The sequence below is a fragment of the Planococcus circulans genome (assembly GCF_020023385.1).
In the GTDB taxonomy this organism is placed as follows: Bacteria; Bacillota; Bacilli; order Bacillales_A; family Planococcaceae; genus Planococcus.
Genome location: NZ_JAIQCL010000007.1, coordinates 201,389 through 219,147, shown reverse-complemented (window position 1 = coordinate 219,147; position 17,759 = coordinate 201,389). Strand labels below are relative to the sequence as shown.

The window sequence follows — 17,759 nt, the reverse complement described above, 5'->3', positions numbered from 1 at the left end:
GGCCTTTGGACTAGATGCCGATCACAATTTTAGTCTATCCCGCTTTTCAAACGGGGAAATCCACTGTTCTCTTTATTTTACGCCGTCTTCCACTGAACGTTTTTCCCAGTCAGCCAGGAATGCTTCGATTCCTTGATCTGTCAGCGGGTGTTTAAACATCTGGTGCATAACTTTAATCGGCATAGTGGCAATATGTGCACCATTCAAAGCAGCTTCTGTAACGTGCTGCGGGTGACGGATTGAAGCAGCGATGATTTCTGAAGAAATGTCATGGATGGCGAAAATCTCTGCGATTGTTGCGATCAAGTCCATTCCGTTATGTCCGATATCGTCAAGGCGTCCAAGGAACGGTGATACGTAAGACGCCCCTGCACGTGCTGCAAGCAATGCTTGGTTGGCACTGAAAATCAATGTGACATTGACTTTTTTGCCTTCTGAAGCAAGAACCGAGCAAGCTTTCAAACCGTCTGGAGTCATCGGCAATTTAACCGTAATATTCGGAGCAAGGTCTGCAAGTTCACGGCCTTCTTTAATCATGCCTTCTGCATCAAGTGAGATGACTTCGCCACTGATTGAACCGTCAACAAGTGCAGCGATTTCTTTCAGGCGGTCATGGAATGAAACATTCTTTTCTTTTGCAACCAATGATGGGTTGGTTGTAACACCCGATAGGATACCCCAGGCATGTGCTTCTTTAATTTCGTCAAAGTTTGCTGTGTCGATGAAAAATTTCATGGTTTTTTTCCTCCAGTATGACGGGAAAAAGAGAAGGCGCCTTGTGGACACTTCTCTCCCATCTTTTTTTGTCTCTTATTATGCTTTTCCTGAACTTCCAAATTCACGCATTTTGCCGATTACCGTCTTTTTGATTGCGTCGCGGGCTGGTCCCAGGTATTTGCGGGGATCATAGACATCCGGATCGCTGTTCAATTTGTCGCGGACTGCTTGAGCCGATGTAATCTGGCTTTCCGTGTTGACATTGATTTTCGATGTGCCAAGTGAAACAGAACGTTGAATATCCTTTAAAGGAATGCCTGTTCCGCCGTGCAATACAAGCGGCACGTCACACTGCTGAGAAATTTCTTCCATTTCTTCGAAGCCTAAATTCGGTTCTCCTTTATAAGGACCGTGGACCGAACCTAGAGCAGGGGCCAGGCAATCGATTCCGGTTTGTTCAACCATCTGTTTGCATTCCTGAGGATCTGCATAAATCACGCCATCTGCAATGATGTCATCTTCCTGTCCACCGACAGTTCCTAATTCCGCTTCAACGGAAACATTGTGCTTCCGTGCATATTCTACGACTTGTTTCGTGATTTCAATGTTTTCTTCAAAAGGATGATGGGAGGCGTCGATCATAACTGAAGTGAATCCAGCATCAATCGCTTCCTTACATTTTTCAAAGCTTGAACCGTGATCCAAATGAATCGCCACGGGAACGGTAATTTTATAATCATGCATCAATCCTTTGACAATATTAACAACTGTCGTAAATCCACCCATGTAACGGGCTGCACCTTCAGAAACTCCGCAAATGACGGGAGAATTCTCTTCTTGTGCGGCTTGAAGAATAGCTTGTGTGAACTCCAAGTTGTTTAAATTGAATTGACCGATTGCATATCCTTCTTGTTTTCCTTTTATCATCATTTCTTTCATTGAAACCAATGGCATTTAGAATTCCTCCTCAGCAATGTTTAAAGCGAATATCCTTTATACTATATCAAAAACCCAGTACTTACGCTACTTCTTCGTTGTTTACTCTTCTAATAACTGCTTAACGGCGTCACGCACTTCGAAGACATCAAAAGGCTTAGTGAAATAACGTTCCGCTCCCCAGTTCATGGATTCCTTAATGAGGTCAAGTTCACCGTAAGCCGTCATCATGATGACATGAACAGCCGACTGGTTTTTCTTCAAGCGCTTAAGGATCTCAATGCCATCCATACCGGGGATTTTCATATCCAACAGCACCAGATCCGGACAAACTTCCTGCACTTTTTCAAGTGCTTCTTTTCCGCTTCCCGCTGTAATCGCGTGGTATCCTTCTTTGCTGAATACTTCTTTCAACAACAGCCGGATTCCTGGCTGGTCATCGACAATTAAAATGGTTTTCAAGAAGAACCACTCCTTTATCTGCTATACTTTTTTCACGAGGTGAGTTTTATGGATCCATTAACTGCACAATTGACCCGATTGTTTGAGCGCCTGTCCAATCAGCAGCCTGCCATTGACGGCATTGCCGGTGTTTTGGCACAGGCCGCCGTTGCGGAAGGGACCATCTTCATCGCAGCCTTTGGTGAAATGAAAGCTGTGGTTGCCGCAGCATTGCATAGCGAAGTGCCGTTGATTGCTGCAGCCGAGTGGTCGCCGGCAAGCATCGTCACCAGTACCGACCGCGTCTGGATTCTGGCACCGAATAATGAGGGGGATGAACTTGCCGGGAGGTTAGCAGACGCCGGCATTCCATTCGCGTTTGTCGCATCCCATTCAGACGAAAGTGAATTGGCTGACGTCTTCCTTCCCTTAAGCAGCCACGAAGGCACCCTGTTACAGGACGACGGCTTGCCCCTGTTAGTTCCACACGCCATGGCCGCGCTCTATCTTTATTATGCGGTCAAGCAACAGATTGACCAACTTTTGAATGAATAAATTTATGCAAAAAGCCTTCCCATTTTCAGGGAAGGCTTTTGCCATTTATTTATTGGCAATGGATGCTTTTACAAATTCACGGAACAATGGCTGCGGACGGTTCGGTCGTGAAATGAACTCCGGGTGGAATTGGCATGCCACGAACCATGGGTGGTCAGCAACTTCAATAATTTCCACCAGGCGGCCATCCGGGCTGGTGCCTGTAAATTTGAATCCGGCATTCTCGAAAGCTTCACGGTATTCATTGTTGAACTCGTAACGGTGGCGATGTCTTTCGTAAACCAATTCTTCTCCATAAGCCTCATGCGCTTTCGAACCTTTTTCAAGTTTCGCCGGATACAAGCCAAGACGAAGTGTTCCGCCCAAGTCTTCGATGTCTTTTTGTTCAGGCAATAAATCAATGACTGGGTATGGTGTTTTAGCGTTCAATTCAGAAGAATGTGCGCCTTCCAGGTTCATGGTGTTGCGGCCGAATTCGACAGATGCCAATTGCATGCCCAGGCAAATACCGAAGAACGGTACATTGTTTTCGCGTGCGAATTGAGTAGCCGCGATTTTCCCTTCAACTCCACGGTCGCCGAAACCACCTGGAACCAGGATCCCATCACAATCTTTCAATTTTTCTGCAACATTGTCGGCATTGATGTGTTCAGCGTTGATCCAATCCACTTCGATTTCAGAATCAAATGCGAAACCAGCATGCTTCAAGGCTTCCACTACAGAAATATAAGCATCCTGCAATTCTACATATTTTCCGACAAGGCCGATGCGTACGCTGTTTTTAAGCGATTTTACTTTATCGACCAGCGTATTCCATTCCGTCATGTTCGCTTCAGGCGCTTCGATCCCGAAATGATCAAGGACGATTTGGTCCATATGCTGCTCCTGAAGGCGAAGCGGCATTTCGTAGATCACGTCAACATCGCGTGATTCGATTACTTCTTCCGGCTTAATGTCGCAGAATAATGCAATCTTGTCCTTCATGTCCTGTGGCACTGGGTGTTCTGTACGCACGACGATCAGGTTTGGCTGAATGCCGAGGCTGCGAAGTTCTTTTACACTATGCTGTGTCGGTTTTGTTTTCATTTCCTTAGCTGCTCCAAGATACGGAATCAAGGTACAGTGGACGTACATCACTTCATCGCGCCCAAGATCAGAACGCATTTGGCGAATTGCTTCGAGGAATGGCAATGATTCGATATCGCCTACGGTTCCGCCGATTTCCGTGATGACTACGTCCGCTTTCGCTGTTTTGGCAGCGCGCAATAGACGGTCTTTGATTTCGTTTGTGATATGTGGAATAACTTGAACCGTTCCGCCCAAGTAATCGCCGCGGCGTTCTTTTTGAATAACGGTCGAGTAGACTTTCCCGGTTGTTACGTTTGAGTATTTGTTTAAATTAATATCGATGAAACGTTCGTAATGGCCAAGATCCAAATCTGTTTCTGCGCCGTCATCTGTCACGAAAACTTCTCCGTGCTGATACGGACTCATTGTTCCAGGGTCGATATTGATGTACGGATCGAATTTTTGAATCGTTACATTCAACCCTCTGTTTTTCAATAAACGCCCTAACGATGCGGCTACAATCCCTTTACCTAGTGATGATACAACCCCACCGGTTACAAATATATACTTCGTCATGCCTGCTTCCTCCTCGAATGGTAAAAATAAAAAGCGCTCCACCTGCTGCATATGCAGGGGGAGCGCGTAAACTGTACGAATCATCTCTCCTATTTTAAGGAGCCCAGTAAAATCTTATCCAGTCTAGCCTCATAAGTCAAGGTGAAAAAATGTTCAGATTACTTCAAGTCATCTTCTTCATCGTCGTCTTCGTCGTCGTCTTCATCATCGATGATGTTGCCGTCGAGGTCTTCAACCAGAACGTCGACGTCTTCTTCGTCGTCGTCATCCGCATCGAAATCCAGGACTTCCACTTCAACCGGTGATTTAACCACTTCGTCCTCGTCGTCATCGTCATCGTCGTCTTCACCGAAGTCCTCAAACTCCAATTCATCTTCCAATGCCAATTCGTCCAAATCGTCAAAGCCTTCGTCGTCAGCCACTTTGGCTTTCTTCTTGCGTGCTTTAACGGTCGGCGCCGACTCTTCTTCAATCTGTTCAACCGGATACCATTCGCGAAGGCCCCAGCGGTTTTCGCCCAAAATCAAAAAGCGGCCATCAATATTCAGGTCAGTATAGAACTGCACAAGACGATCTTTCATTTCTTCTTTAGACAAATTCAGCAATTTTTCGATTTCCGCAACCAATTCTGCGTAAGTTCTTGTTTCGTGTGTTTCTTCCAGCATTGCATATGTCAAGTCAACGAATGACTCTTCTATCAGTTCTTCTTTAGATAATTCACGAATTTTCATTCCGTGCACGTCCCTTCTTCTTTCGTAACTTAATTCATTATATACAAACTACCTAGTCTCCGCTACCGTGTTTTCTTTTTTCTCGGATCTATTTGTCTCCATCCAAAATAAAACAAATAGAGCGCCAGAATCATAAATGGAATTGATCCCAAAGCTTTATTGTACAGGAAGAAAATCAGTATGACACAGATTGTGATGATTATGTAGTGGATAGCTTTGCGCATAGGATCCATCCTTCTTGGTTTCTGCGGTGCGTATTCTTCTATTATACAGAAAAAGAGCAGGGATATCGAATTGGCGTGTATAGTGAGGGATTGTTACGGGTTAACTTTTTGGAAATATTTTCTTTTATAAATAAGATACTAGATTTAATTTCTTTTTATCATATTTCCTTTTCCGTTTTCCTGCTGTTTGTGCGTATTTTTTCTTGAGCGTGCATATTTTTTTCTGAGCATGCGTATTTCCTGCTGAACGTGCATAACCTACTTAAAATCAACGAAAATCCAGTGTCTCAGCCTGCAAGTTAGATCTCTCTTTTCTTTTTCTTCTCAAAAAAGGTGATAAACCCGTCTTTTGACGGGTTTTCGCCTTCTTTCGTACTTTCATCCATCTGGCTCTTAGGTCTTAACTCAGCCGAACGACCATAAATTTTTTTGAGCGCCCATAAATTCCCGTGAACGACCACAAATCTGTTTGAACGCCCACAAATTCCTCTGAGCGCCCATAAATCTTTCTGAACGCCCACAAATTAAATCCATCTCGCTTTTTCGCCAAAAAAAGTAAGCGAAATCCGTTGGAAGACGGATTCCGCTTACTTTTATCGTGTTTTATACAGTTTTTCTTTATCCAAACCTTGATTTCGTGGGCGGATCCGCTTTTCCTTGTCCAGCTCCACCAGCCTGCTCCTCGGGTCGTAAGCTGCCTTGGCTGTGCGGCTGAAAACACGCCGCTTCGCCAAACCCTCTTACGCCTATCGGAGCAAAACGGCTGCTTCCGCTTTTCCTTGTCCAGCTCCACCAGCCTGATCCTCGGGTCGTAAGCTGCCTTGGCTGTGCGGCTGAAAACACGCCGCTTCGCCAAACCCTCTTACGCCTATCGGAGCAAAACGGCTGCTTCCGCTTTTCCTTGTCCAGCTCCACCAGCCTGATCCTCGGGTCGTAAGCTGCCTTGGCTGTGCGGCTGAAAACACGCCGCTTCGCCAAACCCTCTTACGCCTATCGGAGCAAAACGGCTGCTTCCGCTTTTCCTTGTCCAGCTCCACCAGCCTGATCCTCGGGTCGTAAGCTGCCTTGGCTGTGCGGCTGAAAACACGCCGCTTCGCCAAACCCTCTTACGCCTATCGGAGCAAAACGGCTGCTTCCGCTTTTCCTTGTCCAGCTCCACCAGCCTGATCCTCGGGTCGTAAGCTGCCTTGGCTGTGCGGCTGAAAACACGCCGCTTCGCCAAACCCTCTTACGCCTATCGGAGCAAAACGGCTGCTTCCGCTTTTCCTTGTCCAGCTCCTCCGCCCAGCCCCTCGGGGTCTTAAGACAACTCGGCTGTGCGGCTGAAAACACGCCGCTTCGCCAAACGCTCTTACGCCTATCGGAGCAAAACGGCTGCTTCCGCTTTTCCTTGTCCAGCTCCTCCGCCCAGCCCCTCGGGGTCTTAAGTCAACTCGGCTGTGCGGCTGAAAACACGCCGCTTCGCCAAGTCGCCTTAAGCCTGTCGGGGCTTTCATGGGCGGATCCACTTTTCCCACTACATATTCCGTCTATACTGCCCGCCGACTTCGTACAAGGCTGTTGTGATTTGGCCGAGGCTTGCGACTTTTACAGTTTCCATCAGCTCTTCGAAGATGTTGCCGCCGGTCTTGGCTGCCTGCTTGAGGCGCTCCAAGGCTTCGGTTGAGTCGTTGCGTTCCTGGAAGGCGCGCAGGTTGTTGATTTGTGTTTCTTTTTCTTCCACTGTGGCGCGGGCGATTTCCATCGCGTTGATGTCGTCGTCCGATTGCGGATTCGGGTTCAGGTAAGTGTTGACGCCAATGATCGGCAATTCGCCTGTATGTTTCTTCATTTCGTAATGCATGGACTCTTCCTGGATTTTGCCGCGCTGGTATTGTGTTTCCATCGCGCCCAGGACGCCTCCGCGGTCGTTGATGCGGTCAAACTCAGTCAGCACCGCTTCTTCCACCAATTGTGTCATTTCTTCAATGATGAACGCGCCTTGCAGCGGGTTCTCGTTTTTCGACAGGCCATGCTCTTTGGTGATGATCATCTGGATCGCCATTGCGCGGCGGACCGATTCTTCCGTTGGCGTCGTGATCGCTTCATCATAGGCATTGGTGTGCAGCGAGTTGCAGTTGTCCTGCAGCGCCATCAAGGCCTGCAATGTCGTGCGGATATCGTTGAAGTCGATTTCCTGCGCGTGAAGGCTGCGCCCTGAAGTCTGGACATGGTATTTCAGTTTCTGGCTGCGTTCATTGGCGCCATATTTATCGCGCATGACGACTGCCCAGATGCGGCGTGCTACACGTCCGATGACGGTATATTCCGGATCCAGCCCGTTCGAGAAGAAGAACGACAGGTTCGGCGCAAAGTCATCGATGTTCATGCCGCGGCTCAAATAATATTCCACGTACGTGAAACCGTTGGACAGCGTAAACGCCAATTGGGAAATCGGATTCGCGCCGGCTTCGGCAATGTGGTAGCCCGAAATCGATACAGAGTAATAGTTGCGGACTTTGTGGTCGATAAAGTATTGCTGGATATCACCCATCATGCGAAGCGCAAACTCGGTCGAGAAGATGCAGGTGTTCTGCCCTTGGTCTTCTTTCAGGATATCGGCTTGCACGGTTCCGCGCACAACTTGCAGCGTGCTTTCACGGACTTCCGTGAACTCTTCGACCGTCAATGTGCGACCCAGCTTTTCTTCGTTCAACTTGACCTGCTGATCGATGGCTGTGTTCATGAACATCGCCAAAATGATCGGCGCCGGTCCGTTGATCGTCATGGAGACGGATGTCGATGGTGCACACAGGTCGAACCCTGCGTACAGCTTCTTCATATCATCAAGCGTACAGATCGACACGCCCGACTCTCCGACTTTTCCGTAAATGTCCGGACGGTGATCCGGGTCTTCGCCATAAAGCGTTACCGAGTCAAATGCTGTCGACAAACGTTTTGCATCATCATCTTTCGATAAATAATGGAAGCGGCGATTGGTGCGTTCCGGTGTTCCTTCGCCGGCAAACTGGCGCTTTGGATCTTCTCCAGCCCGTTTGAACGGGAATACCCCTGCTGTATAAGGGAATGAACCCGGAACGTTCTCGGCATAGACCCACGACAGGATTTCGCCGTAATCGACGAATTTCGGCAATACGACGCGCGGCACTTTGATGCCTGACAGGCTTTCTGTACGCAGGATCGTACGGATTTCCTTGTCGCGGACCGATGTGACGAATTCGTCGCCAGCATACATTTCCTTCAATGCATCCCAGTTCGCGAGAATGCGTTTGGATTCTGTAGTCAGTTCATCACGGACGCCGTCAGCCAGCGATTCGAGCGAAGCGACTAATGCATCATCCGGCGCTTTTTCTTTTACCGCTTCGATGGCGCCTTCCAATTGGAACAGGCGGCGCGCAAAGGCGGATTGTTCTTTAGCTTTAGCATGATAGCCGCGGACTGTGTCCGTCAGCTCGCGCAAATAATAGCGGCGGTCATTTGGAATGATCAGATTCTCTTTCTGGGTTTTGACGAATTTATCGTAATCCGTTTCCCAGTCGGTTCCGACTTTTTCATTGACCGTAGCCACTAATGCAGCAAACAGGGAATTGGTCCCTTTATCATTGAACTGGCTGGCGATTGTCCCGTAGACCGGCATTTCGTCCAGGTCTTTGTCCCACAGCAGGTGGCTGCGCTGATACTGCTTCTGCACTTGGCGAAGCGCATCCTGCGAACCGCTGCGTTCGAATTTATTGATGACAATCAAATCGGCATAATCGATCATATCGATTTTCTCAAGCTGTGAAGGCGCACCGAATTCGCTGGTCATGACGTACATGGAAATGTCCGAGAAATTAGCGATTTCCGCATCTCCCTGGCCAATTCCGCTCGTTTCAACGATGATTAAGTCAAAGTCGGCCGCTTTCACGACATCCAACACGTCGCCAATGGCCCCAGACAACTCAGAGCGTGAACCACGCGTTGCCAGACTTCTCATAAAGACGCGTTTGTTGAAGATGGCGTTCATGCGAATCCGGTCACCAAGAAGTGCACCGCCCGTTTTTTGCTTGGTCGGGTCTATTGAAAGAATCGCGATTTTCTTGTCCGGCAGTTCAGACAGGAAGCGGCGAATCAATTCATCCGTCAATGAACTTTTACCGGCTCCGCCTGTTCCTGTGATGCCAAGAACCGGCGTGTTTTTCGTCTGTTCCCGAACCGCTCTCAACAAATCGTCGGTATCGGTATCGCGCGTGTGGGCTTCTTCCGCTGCTGTGATGACGTGGGCCAACACAACCGGCTCATCGGCTGACAGGTTTTCAACCTTCACATCCGGTTTCGCCGTCGAGAAATCACATTCTTCCACAATTTCCGTAATCATGCCCTGGAGGCCTTTTTTGCGGCCGTCTTCCGGCGAGAAAATACCGGCAATGCCGTATTCTTCAAGCTCTTTGATTTCGCGCGGCAAAATAACGCCTCCGCCTCCGCCGTAAATGCGGATCTGCGAAGCGCCTTTTTCCTGAAGCAAGTCGTGCATATACTTGAAGTATTCCATGTGGCCGCCCTGATAGGACGAAATGCAGATCCCCTGGACATCTTCCTGGATCGCGGCATTGACCACTTCTTCAACCGAACGGTTATGGCCCAAGTGAATTACTTCGGCACCGCTCGCCTGCAGAATCCGGCGCATGATGTTGATGGACGCGTCATGGCCGTCAAACAGACTGGAAGCTGTGACAAAGCGGATATGGTTTTTTGGCTGATAGGTTTTCGTTTCTTCGATTGTAGCCATTATGATCAAGCCCCCTGTATTGAGATGTTTTCCCCTGCCATCCCCTGCAAAAGAAATTTGGTTTGCATGTCGATAAATTGTTGGATGGTGAAATCGTTTAACGCCCACCGTCTGAAAGCCCACATCTGTCCCTGGACGAATAAATGATGGGAAGCCATGACCACTTCTTCCGGAGTCATCTTGATTTCCCCGTTGTCGACGCATTGCGTCAACAGGCGCTCGAAAATCGCCACCATTTCAAGTTCTTTCTTCAACACGTAGCTTAATGCGTCTTTCGGCAAGGATTTGGATTCCTGGTACATGACCACGAATTCATCCTGCATATCGTCGATCAATGTGTAATAATGTTCGATCGCCGTCACCAATACGCTGACCGAGCCCTGTTCGATATCGAGCCGGTCCAGACGCGTGTGCACTTCATCGTAGATGGAGTCACAGACGAGATACAGCACATCTTCTTTGGTCCGGATGTATTCGTATAACGTACCGATGCTGAAACCGGCTGCTTTTGCAATTTCCCGCGTCGTCGTCCGGTGAAAGCCTTTTTCTTTAAAAAGCGTGACAGCCCCGCGAATCATTTGTTCGCGGCGCTTTTCAATCAGGCTTTCGTCTTTCACGGAGGACTCAATCTCACGCTTTTTGTTCATAAGGCAACCCTCCGCTTATTTCGTGACCATCCGGGAAATAACCAGACGCTGGACTTCCTGCGTGCCTTCGTAAATTTGCGTAATTTTCGCGTCGCGCATATAGCGTTCGACCGGATAATCTTTCGTGTAGCCGTAGCCGCCAAATACTTGAACCGCTTCGACTGTCACTTTCATAGCTGTATCGCCGGCCATCAATTTCGCCATCGCCGACTCTTTGCTGTAGGATAATTTATTTGATTCCAACCAAGCTGCCTGGTAAGTCAACAGGCGGGAAGCTTCGATCGAAGTCGCCATATCCGCCAATTTGAATGAAACCCCTTGGTTTACTAAAATCGGCTTTCCGAATTGCTCACGCTCTTTGGCATAGTCGATTGATGCGTCAAGCGCGCCTTGTGCGATGCCCACAGCCTGTGCTGCGATGCCGTTGCGTCCGCCGTCAAGCGTCTGCATCGCGATCTTGAACCCTTGGCCAAGCTCGCCCAAAACGTTTTCTTTCGGTACACGGCAGTTATCGAAAATGATTTCTGTTGTCGGACTTGAACGAATGCCGAGCTTGCGTTCTTTTTTGCCGACCGAAAAGCCTTCGAAATCTTTTTCAACGATGAATGCTGTCGTGCCTTTATGTTTCGATTCCGGATCCGTTACCGCGAATACGATATAGATATCCGCAATGCCGCCATTGGTGATGAAGATCTTCGAACCGTTCAGCACATAATGATCGCCATCTTCTTTTGCAGAAGTGCGCATCGCGCCCGCATCTGATCCTGAAGCCGGTTCTGTTAAGCCGTATGCACCAATTTTTGTGCCTTCAGCCATCGGGCGAAGGTATTTTTGCTTTTGCTCTTCTGTTCCGAATGTGTAAACCGGCCATCCGGCAAGTGAAGTATGTGCAGATAATGTAACTCCCGTTGACGCGCAAACACGGGACAATTCTTCAACTGCGATGCAATACGCCAAATAATCCGAACCGATTCCGCCGTATTCTTCCGGCCATGGAATTCCTGTCAGGCCCAGTTCAGCCATTTTGTCGAAAATTTCACGGTCAAAGCGCTCTTCTTCGTCGCGTTCTTCCGCGGTTGGCGCCACTTCTTTGTTAGCGAAATCTCTTACCATTTTGCGGATCATTTCGTGTTCTTCAGACAGTTGAAAATTCATTTTCCATTCCTCCAATTAATTACTTGATTAGTTGTTTACTGATGACGATGCGTTGAATCTCGCTGGTGCCTTCGTAAATTTCGGTCACTTTTGCGTCGCGGAACAGGCGCTCGACTGGATAATCTTTCGTGTAGCCGTAGCCACCGAAAACCTGGATAGCTTCAATCGTCACATCCATTGCGGCTTTCGACGCGAAAAGTTTCGCCATGGAAGCCTGTTTATTGCAATCTTTGCCTTTGGAATAGAGGTCCGCAGCGTTGTAGACCAGCAGTTTCGCTGCTTCCACCTGCGTCGCCATATCTGCCAGTTTAAAGCCGACGCCTTGTTGCTGTGCAATCGGTTTTCCAAATTGCTCACGCTCTTTGGCGTAGGCGACTGCATACTCGTATGCCGCTTCGGCGATGCCGAGCGCTTGTGCCGCGATACCGATCCGTCCCACATTCAAATTCGCCATCGCGATGCTGAATCCTTTATTTTCTTCGCCTAACAGGTTTTCAGCCGGTACCCGCATGTTTTCGAAGGTCAATTGGACCGTCTTCGAACCATTAAGGCCCATTTTCTTTTCATTTTTTCCGATGATCAAGCCCGGCGTATCCTTTTCAACGATGAAAGCCGAGATTCCGCGAGAACCTGCGGAAGGTTTTGTAGACGCGAATACGATATACGTATCGGCCTCGCCGCCATTGGTGATAAAGACTTTCGAGCCGTTCATGACATAATCATCGCCGTCCAGCACAGCTTTTGTCTTAAGGCTGGCTGCATCCGATCCTGCCGAAGGTTCTGTCAGGCAAAAAGCGCCCAGATATTCCCCGCTCGCCAGTTTTGGTACGTATTTTTCGATTTGCTGCTGTGATCCGAAATTAAGGATCGGGTTGGTGCCGACAGACGTGTGGACTGATAAGATAACCCCAACCACACCGCTCGCTTTTGATAGTTCATGGATAGCTGTGATATAAGAAGTAAAATCCATTTCCGAGCCGCCGTATTTTTCCGGTGCCGTTATGCCCATCAATCCAAGCTCGCCCATTTTCTTCAGAATAGCTGTTGGAAATTCGCCGTTTTCCATGTTCTCGATAAACGGTGTAATCTCCTCTTTCGCGAAATCTCGCACCATGTTGCGCATCATAAGTTGTTCATCTGTAAAGTGCAAATCCATTGCGGTTCCCCCTAATAATTAAGTGTATTCATAGAAACCGCGTCCGGTTTTCTTGCCGAGCCAGCCTGCTTTGACGTATTGCCGCAATAATGGGCTTGGGCGGTATTTGCTGTCTCCAAATCCTTCATGCAGTACTTCCATAATGTACAGGCAGGTATCCAATCCGATAAAATCAGCCAATTGCAGCGGCCCCATTGGGTGGTTCATGCCGAGTTTCATGATGTCATCGATCGCTTCTTTGGTCGCAACACCTTCCTGAAGTGTGAAAATCGCTTCATTGATCATCGGCATCAGAATGCGGTTCGCGACAAATCCCGGGAAGTCGTTCACTTCCACAGGTGTTTTCGACAATTGAACCGTCATTTCTTCCACTTTTTTGTAGACTTCATCGGAAGTTGCCAAACCGCGGATAATTTCCACCAATTTCATCACCGGTACCGGATTCATAAAATGCATGCCGATGACCTGCTCCGGGCGATTGGTGACTGCCGCGATCTCTGTGATTGGAAGTGACGACGTGTTCGTTGCCAGGATCGCGTGCTTTGGCGCCACTTCGTCCAGCGTTTTAAAGATGCTGTGCTTGATGGCCATGTTCTCGACAGCCGCTTCGATGACGATATCGACGTCATGCGCATCCTTCAGATCAAGCGATGCGGTGATGCGGCCGAGGACTGCTGTTTTTTCTTCTTCGGTCATGCGCCCTTTTTCAACATTGCGGGTCAGGTTTTTGGTGATGGTCCCGATTCCCCGCTCGTAGGCTTCTTGTTTCATATCATTCAATTTCACATTCAATCCTGCTTGTGCGCAAACCTGCGCGATGCCGGAACCCATTTGTCCGGCGCCAATGACCATTACATTTTGAATCGACATGCTTATTTTGCCTCCTTAGGAACTTCGATCATGACCGCGTCGCCTTGACCGCCACCTGAACAGATGGCTGCGATGCCGATACCGCCTCCGCGGCGTTTCAACTCGTAGGCTAATGTCAGGATGATCCGTGCACCGCTCGCCCCGATTGGATGCCCAAGTGCAACTGATCCACCGTTGACATTGACTTTTTCAGCGTCCAAACCAGCGATTTTCGAACTCGCCAGCGCAACCGCCGCGAATGCCTCGTTGATCTCAAACAGATCGATATCATCCAGCGATTTACCGGTTTTCTTCAGTAATTCATTAATGACGATACCAGGCGTTTCCGGGAAACGATGCGGCTCGATCGCCACTTCGGTGTGAGACAAAATATGCGCCAAGACGTTTTTCCCTTCATTCTGTGCACGTTCTTCACTCATCAGCACAAGCGCCACCGCCCCATCATTGATGCCGGGCGCGTTTCCTGCAGTGATTGTTCCGTCTTTGCCGAATGCCGGCTTCAGTTTCGCCAATGCATCGATGGTAGAATTGGCGCGTGGCGCTTCATCAACATCAACTGTAATGGGATCCCCTTTGCGCTGCGGAATGTCGATGGCGACGATTTCTTCAGAAAATAGATCCTTCGCTTTAATGGCGCGTTCATGTGAACGGGCGGACCATTCGTCCTGCGCTTCACGCGTCAGGTTAAAATCTTCTGCGGTCGAGTTTCCGTATGTCCCCATATGGACTTTGTCGGGATGAAATGAGCAGGATAAACCGTCATGGACCATGCCATCAACGACTTGAGCATCGCCCATGCGAAGGCCCCAACGCGCTTTCGGAAGATAATAAGGTGCATTGGACATGGACTCCATGCCGCCTGCAACGATGACTTCTTCATCACCTAAGCGGATGATCTGGTCTGCCAATGTGACGCTGCGCATGCCGGATGCACATACTTTATTGATTGTTTCGGATTTGACGTTGTAAGGAATCCCTGCTTTTTTCGCTGCCTGGCGTGAAGGGATCTGCCCTTGCCCTGCCTGCAGAACATTGCCCATGATGACTTCCTGGACATCTTCCGGCTGGATATCTGAACGGCTCATTGCCGCTTTGATCGCTTCTGCCCCGAGTTCGCTTGCCGTCAATGTGCTCAAGTTTCCTCCGAATTTCCCGAATGCTGTGCGTGCCCCATCGATGATGACTGTTTTTGCCATGAATATTTTCCTCCCCTTTTCGTTTTCGTGTAAACGGTTTCAAATGTATTAAAAAAATATAATTGGTGAGTTAGGTTGATTTGACTTTTTGTCATGACTCTATCCCACCGTGGATATTCCACAAACCAGCTCATAAAAACCCGGTGCTCCTGCATCGCTTCGCTAGCTTCGTCGCAAATTTTTTTGAGCTGAATTTCATTCAACTCATAAAATTGACTGAACGCTCGCTCGGTTTGATTCCAAAAGAAAAGGGAGCATTCACTCCCTTCCTTCTTTTGCTTATGCTGTTATTCTACTCAATTTTCTGTCATTAAGCAATTATTAATTATTGAAGCGTTCTTGTGGATGTTTACTGGACAATCGCTTCCGGTTCTGGTGTTTCGTTTCCGAGAACGGCCATTTCCAACAGTTCAGCCACATCGTATGTGCCAACCTCGTCTTCGACTTCTTTGGCTTTCGTTCCATCTGACAGCATCGTCAGGCAGTATGGACAACCGGAAGAAATCATTGTCGGGCTGACTTCGAGTGCCTGTTCAGTACGGGCCACATTGACGCGATGGCCTGCGTCTTCTTCCATCCACATCATTCCGCCGCCGGCTCCACAGCACATGCCGTCTTGTCGGTTACGGACCATTTCGACCAATTCCACGCCTTCGATCGCTTTCAATATCTCGCGCGGTGCGTCATAGACATCGTTGTAGCGGCCGAGGTAACAGGAATCGTGGAACGTGATTCGTTCGTTCACCGGGAATTGCGGTTTCAAACGTCCGTCCTGCACCAGTTCGAACAGCATTTCGGTATGGTGATAAACTTCAGCTTTGAAACCGAAATCCGGGTATTCATTTTTGAAGATATTGTAAGCATGCGGGTCAATCGTGACGATTTTCTTGACTTCCGCTTTTTCAAATTCTTTGATATTGCCTGTCGCCAGTTCCTGGAACAGGAATTCGTTTCCGAGGCGGCGCGGCGTATCTCCAGAGTTCTTTTCTTTGTTGCCGAGAATCGCGAATTTCACACCGGCTTCATTCATCAGACGGGCAAATGACAAAGCGATTTTTTGTGAGCGGCTGTCGAATGAACCCATCGATCCAACCCAGAAAAGGAATTCGAATTCTTCGCCTGCTTTGTTCATTTCTTTTACTGTCGGAATCGAGATATCTGGACGTGCATCTCTCCAGTTCTCTTTTTCTTTGCGGTTAAGGCCCCAAGGATTCCCTTGCTTTTCGATGTTTGTCATCGCGCGCTGCGCATCTTTGTCCATTTTTCCTTCCGTCATTACCAGGTAACGGCGAAGGTCGATGATTTTATCGACGTGCTCGTTCATAACCGGACATTGGTCTTCACAGTTACGGCAAGTCGTACATGCCCAGATTTCTTCTTCTGTGATGACGTCTCCGATCAAGCTCGGGCTATATAGTTCGTCGATGCTGATTCCTTCAGCACCGGCAGCCATCGCCAATTGGTTTCCTTGTGTATTGCTGAATGCCATTGCCGGCACCCATGGTTTTTTCTGTGTCATGACCGCACCTGTGTTTGTCAGGTTGTCACGGAGTTTTGTAATAAGATCCATCGGAGACAACATTTTTCCTGTCCCGGTTGCCGGACACATATTCGTACAGCGTCCGCATTCTACGCAGGCGTAAAAATCGATCATTTGCCCCTGAGTGAAGTCGGTAATTTTTCCAACACCGAATGAAGGCATGGCATCCGGATCTTCTTCATCTTCCATTTCTTCAAAGTTGATCGGCTTCAAGCGTCCGACATGATCAACTCGGTGGAACCAGGTGTTGACCGGCCCGAAGATCAAGTGAGCGTGCTTGGATTGTGGAACATAAACCAGGAACGTCAGCAGGAACAATAGATGCGCCCACCACATAACGTAGAAAATCGTTACAGTTGCAGCTTCAGGCAACCAAGCGAAGGCAGCCGCCACAAGTGAAGCAACGGGTTCTGTCCAGGCACCTTCGTGGCCGTGCCAGATCATGTTCATTCCGTTGCCGATTAACACAGTCACCATCAGTCCACCAATAAAAATAAGGACAAGCCCCGATTTCCATCCGCGCTTCAAGCGAACCAATTTTTCGATATAGCGTCTATAGAATGCCCAGACCACTGCAACCAAAATCGTCAACGTCACGATTTCCTGGAAAAAAGTGAAGGCCGGGTAAAGCGGGCCGAGCGGCAAATGTGAATCCGGAGATAGGCCTTTGATGATGAAATCAATGGCGCTCGCCTGAACCAGCAGGAAGCCGTAGAAGAACATGACGTGGATCGTACCGCTCTTCTTATCTTTCATTAATTTCTTTTGTCCAAAAACATTGACCATAACTTTGCGCAATCGCTCGTTGAAATTCTCTTCAAACTCAACCTTTTTCCCGAGTTTGATAAAATCATATCTCGACTTCAATAAATAAATGAAGAGATAGATGGCGTAAGCGGTTACAGCTATGAATAAAATCCAGTTGGCAATAAGCAATGGCTCCATCGTGATATCCCCCTTGTGTGTATATTCTAAAAATTCCATACCCAAAGTCTACGTGAATGAGAACAACTTGTCGATACTATGTTCTATATTAAAATATGAATGAGCATTCAGTCAACAATTATTTAAAAGAGTTTTCAAATTTCGGCTTTTGACTATTTACTATCCATAAGATACCAGTTCAAGATTGTAAAATCTACAGTTCTTTTGCTCCTCGAATAAATTTTTCCTCGACAA

14 protein-coding genes are annotated in these 17,759 nt (G+C 48.3%); 1 reads left to right on the top strand and 13 read right to left on the bottom strand.

The window, feature by feature from the left end:
- Positions 1 to 72 precede the first annotated feature (72 nt).
- From fsa to K8U60_RS13140, 3 genes are all read right to left on the bottom strand, one after another.
- A complete protein-coding gene (gene fsa, locus K8U60_RS13150) occupies positions 73 to 735 on the bottom strand; it encodes a fructose-6-phosphate aldolase (RefSeq protein WP_223640287.1) in 663 nt (220 codons plus the stop codon).
- Between the two features lie 78 nt (positions 736 to 813).
- Positions 814 to 1,671 (bottom strand): class II fructose-bisphosphate aldolase, encoded by an 858-nt coding sequence (locus K8U60_RS13145; protein WP_223640284.1) that lies wholly within the window; start codon positions 1,669 to 1,671, stop codon positions 814 to 816.
- 84 nt (positions 1,672 to 1,755) lie between these two features.
- Positions 1,756 to 2,115: a response regulator gene (locus K8U60_RS13140; RefSeq protein WP_223640281.1), complete on the bottom strand. Its 360-nt coding sequence runs from the start codon at positions 2,113 to 2,115 to the stop codon at positions 1,756 to 1,758.
- A 48-nt stretch (positions 2,116 to 2,163) separates the two neighbouring features.
- Between K8U60_RS13140 and K8U60_RS13135 the strand changes: the two genes are divergently transcribed.
- Complete coding sequence (locus tag K8U60_RS13135; RefSeq protein ID WP_223640278.1) at positions 2,164 to 2,649, top strand: DUF2529 family protein; 486 nt, start codon at positions 2,164 to 2,166, stop codon at positions 2,647 to 2,649.
- A gap of 45 nt (positions 2,650 to 2,694) precedes the next feature.
- Here K8U60_RS13135 and K8U60_RS13130 read toward each other — a convergent pair whose 3' ends face one another.
- The 10 genes from K8U60_RS13130 to K8U60_RS13085 form a co-directional block, all read right to left on the bottom strand.
- Positions 2,695 to 4,293, bottom strand: a complete 1,599-nt coding sequence (locus K8U60_RS13130; protein WP_223640274.1) for a CTP synthase — start codon at positions 4,291 to 4,293, stop codon at positions 2,695 to 2,697.
- 158 nt (positions 4,294 to 4,451) lie between these two features.
- Positions 4,452 to 5,024: a DNA-directed RNA polymerase subunit delta gene (gene rpoE, locus K8U60_RS13125; RefSeq protein ID WP_223640271.1), complete on the bottom strand. Its 573-nt coding sequence runs from the start codon at positions 5,022 to 5,024 to the stop codon at positions 4,452 to 4,454.
- Positions 5,025 to 5,547: 523 nt separating this feature from the next.
- Positions 5,548 to 5,769: a hypothetical protein gene (locus K8U60_RS13120; protein ID WP_223640268.1), complete on the bottom strand. Its 222-nt coding sequence runs from the start codon at positions 5,767 to 5,769 to the stop codon at positions 5,548 to 5,550.
- 995 nt (positions 5,770 to 6,764) lie between these two features.
- Positions 6,765 to 10,016: a fused isobutyryl-CoA mutase/GTPase IcmF gene (gene icmF, locus K8U60_RS13115; RefSeq protein ID WP_223640265.1), complete on the bottom strand. Its 3,252-nt coding sequence runs from the start codon at positions 10,014 to 10,016 to the stop codon at positions 6,765 to 6,767.
- Between the two features lie 5 nt (positions 10,017 to 10,021).
- Positions 10,022 to 10,663 (bottom strand): TetR/AcrR family transcriptional regulator, encoded by a 642-nt coding sequence (locus tag K8U60_RS13110; protein ID WP_223640262.1) that lies wholly within the window; start codon positions 10,661 to 10,663, stop codon positions 10,022 to 10,024.
- A gap of 15 nt (positions 10,664 to 10,678) precedes the next feature.
- On the bottom strand, positions 10,679 to 11,818 hold the full coding sequence (locus K8U60_RS13105; protein WP_223640259.1) for an acyl-CoA dehydrogenase: 1,140 nt from the start codon (positions 11,816 to 11,818) through the stop codon (positions 10,679 to 10,681).
- Between the two features lie 19 nt (positions 11,819 to 11,837).
- Positions 11,838 to 12,974, bottom strand: coding sequence for an acyl-CoA dehydrogenase (locus tag K8U60_RS13100; RefSeq protein ID WP_223640245.1), 1,137 nt, complete (start codon positions 12,972 to 12,974; stop codon positions 11,838 to 11,840).
- 18 nt (positions 12,975 to 12,992) lie between these two features.
- Entirely contained in the window at positions 12,993 to 13,844 is an 852-nt protein-coding gene (locus K8U60_RS13095) for a 3-hydroxybutyryl-CoA dehydrogenase (protein WP_223640242.1), read from the bottom strand.
- Positions 13,845 to 13,846: 2 nt separating this feature from the next.
- Positions 13,847 to 15,040, bottom strand: coding sequence for an acetyl-CoA C-acetyltransferase (locus tag K8U60_RS13090; protein WP_223640239.1), 1,194 nt, complete (start codon positions 15,038 to 15,040; stop codon positions 13,847 to 13,849).
- 349 nt (positions 15,041 to 15,389) lie between these two features.
- A complete protein-coding gene (locus tag K8U60_RS13085) occupies positions 15,390 to 17,525 on the bottom strand; it encodes a (Fe-S)-binding protein (RefSeq protein ID WP_223640236.1) in 2,136 nt (711 codons plus the stop codon).
- Positions 17,526 to 17,759: the final 234 nt, after the last annotated feature.

What these genes read in the sequence shown, in the direction of transcription:
- K8U60_RS13090 (WP_223640239.1), bottom strand. Translation starts at nt 15,040, where the DNA reads ATGGCAAAAACAGTCATCATCGATGGGGCACGCACAGCATTCGGGAAA.
- K8U60_RS13105 (WP_223640259.1), bottom strand. Translation starts at nt 11,818, where the DNA reads ATGAATTTTCAACTGTCTGAAGAACACGAAATGATCCGCAAAATGGTA.
- K8U60_RS13085 (WP_223640236.1), bottom strand. Translation starts at nt 17,525, where the DNA reads ATGGAGCCATTGCTTATTGCCAACTGGATTTTATTCATAGCTGTAACC.
- K8U60_RS13135 (WP_223640278.1), top strand. Translation starts at nt 2,164, where the DNA reads ATGGATCCATTAACTGCACAATTGACCCGATTGTTTGAGCGCCTGTCC.
- K8U60_RS13110 (WP_223640262.1), bottom strand. Translation starts at nt 10,663, where the DNA reads ATGAACAAAAAGCGTGAGATTGAGTCCTCCGTGAAAGACGAAAGCCTG.
- fsa (WP_223640287.1), bottom strand. Translation starts at nt 735, where the DNA reads ATGAAATTTTTCATCGACACAGCAAACTTTGACGAAATTAAAGAAGCA.
- K8U60_RS13100 (WP_223640245.1), bottom strand. Translation starts at nt 12,974, where the DNA reads ATGGATTTGCACTTTACAGATGAACAACTTATGATGCGCAACATGGTG.
- icmF (WP_223640265.1), bottom strand. Translation starts at nt 10,016, where the DNA reads ATGGCTACAATCGAAGAAACGAAAACCTATCAGCCAAAAAACCATATC.
- K8U60_RS13095 (WP_223640242.1), bottom strand. Translation starts at nt 13,844, where the DNA reads ATGTCGATTCAAAATGTAATGGTCATTGGCGCCGGACAAATGGGTTCC.
- K8U60_RS13145 (WP_223640284.1), bottom strand. Translation starts at nt 1,671, where the DNA reads ATGCCATTGGTTTCAATGAAAGAAATGATGATAAAAGGAAAACAAGAA.
- K8U60_RS13130 (WP_223640274.1), bottom strand. Translation starts at nt 4,293, where the DNA reads ATGACGAAGTATATATTTGTAACCGGTGGGGTTGTATCATCACTAGGT.
- rpoE (WP_223640271.1), bottom strand. Translation starts at nt 5,024, where the DNA reads ATGAAAATTCGTGAATTATCTAAAGAAGAACTGATAGAAGAGTCATTC.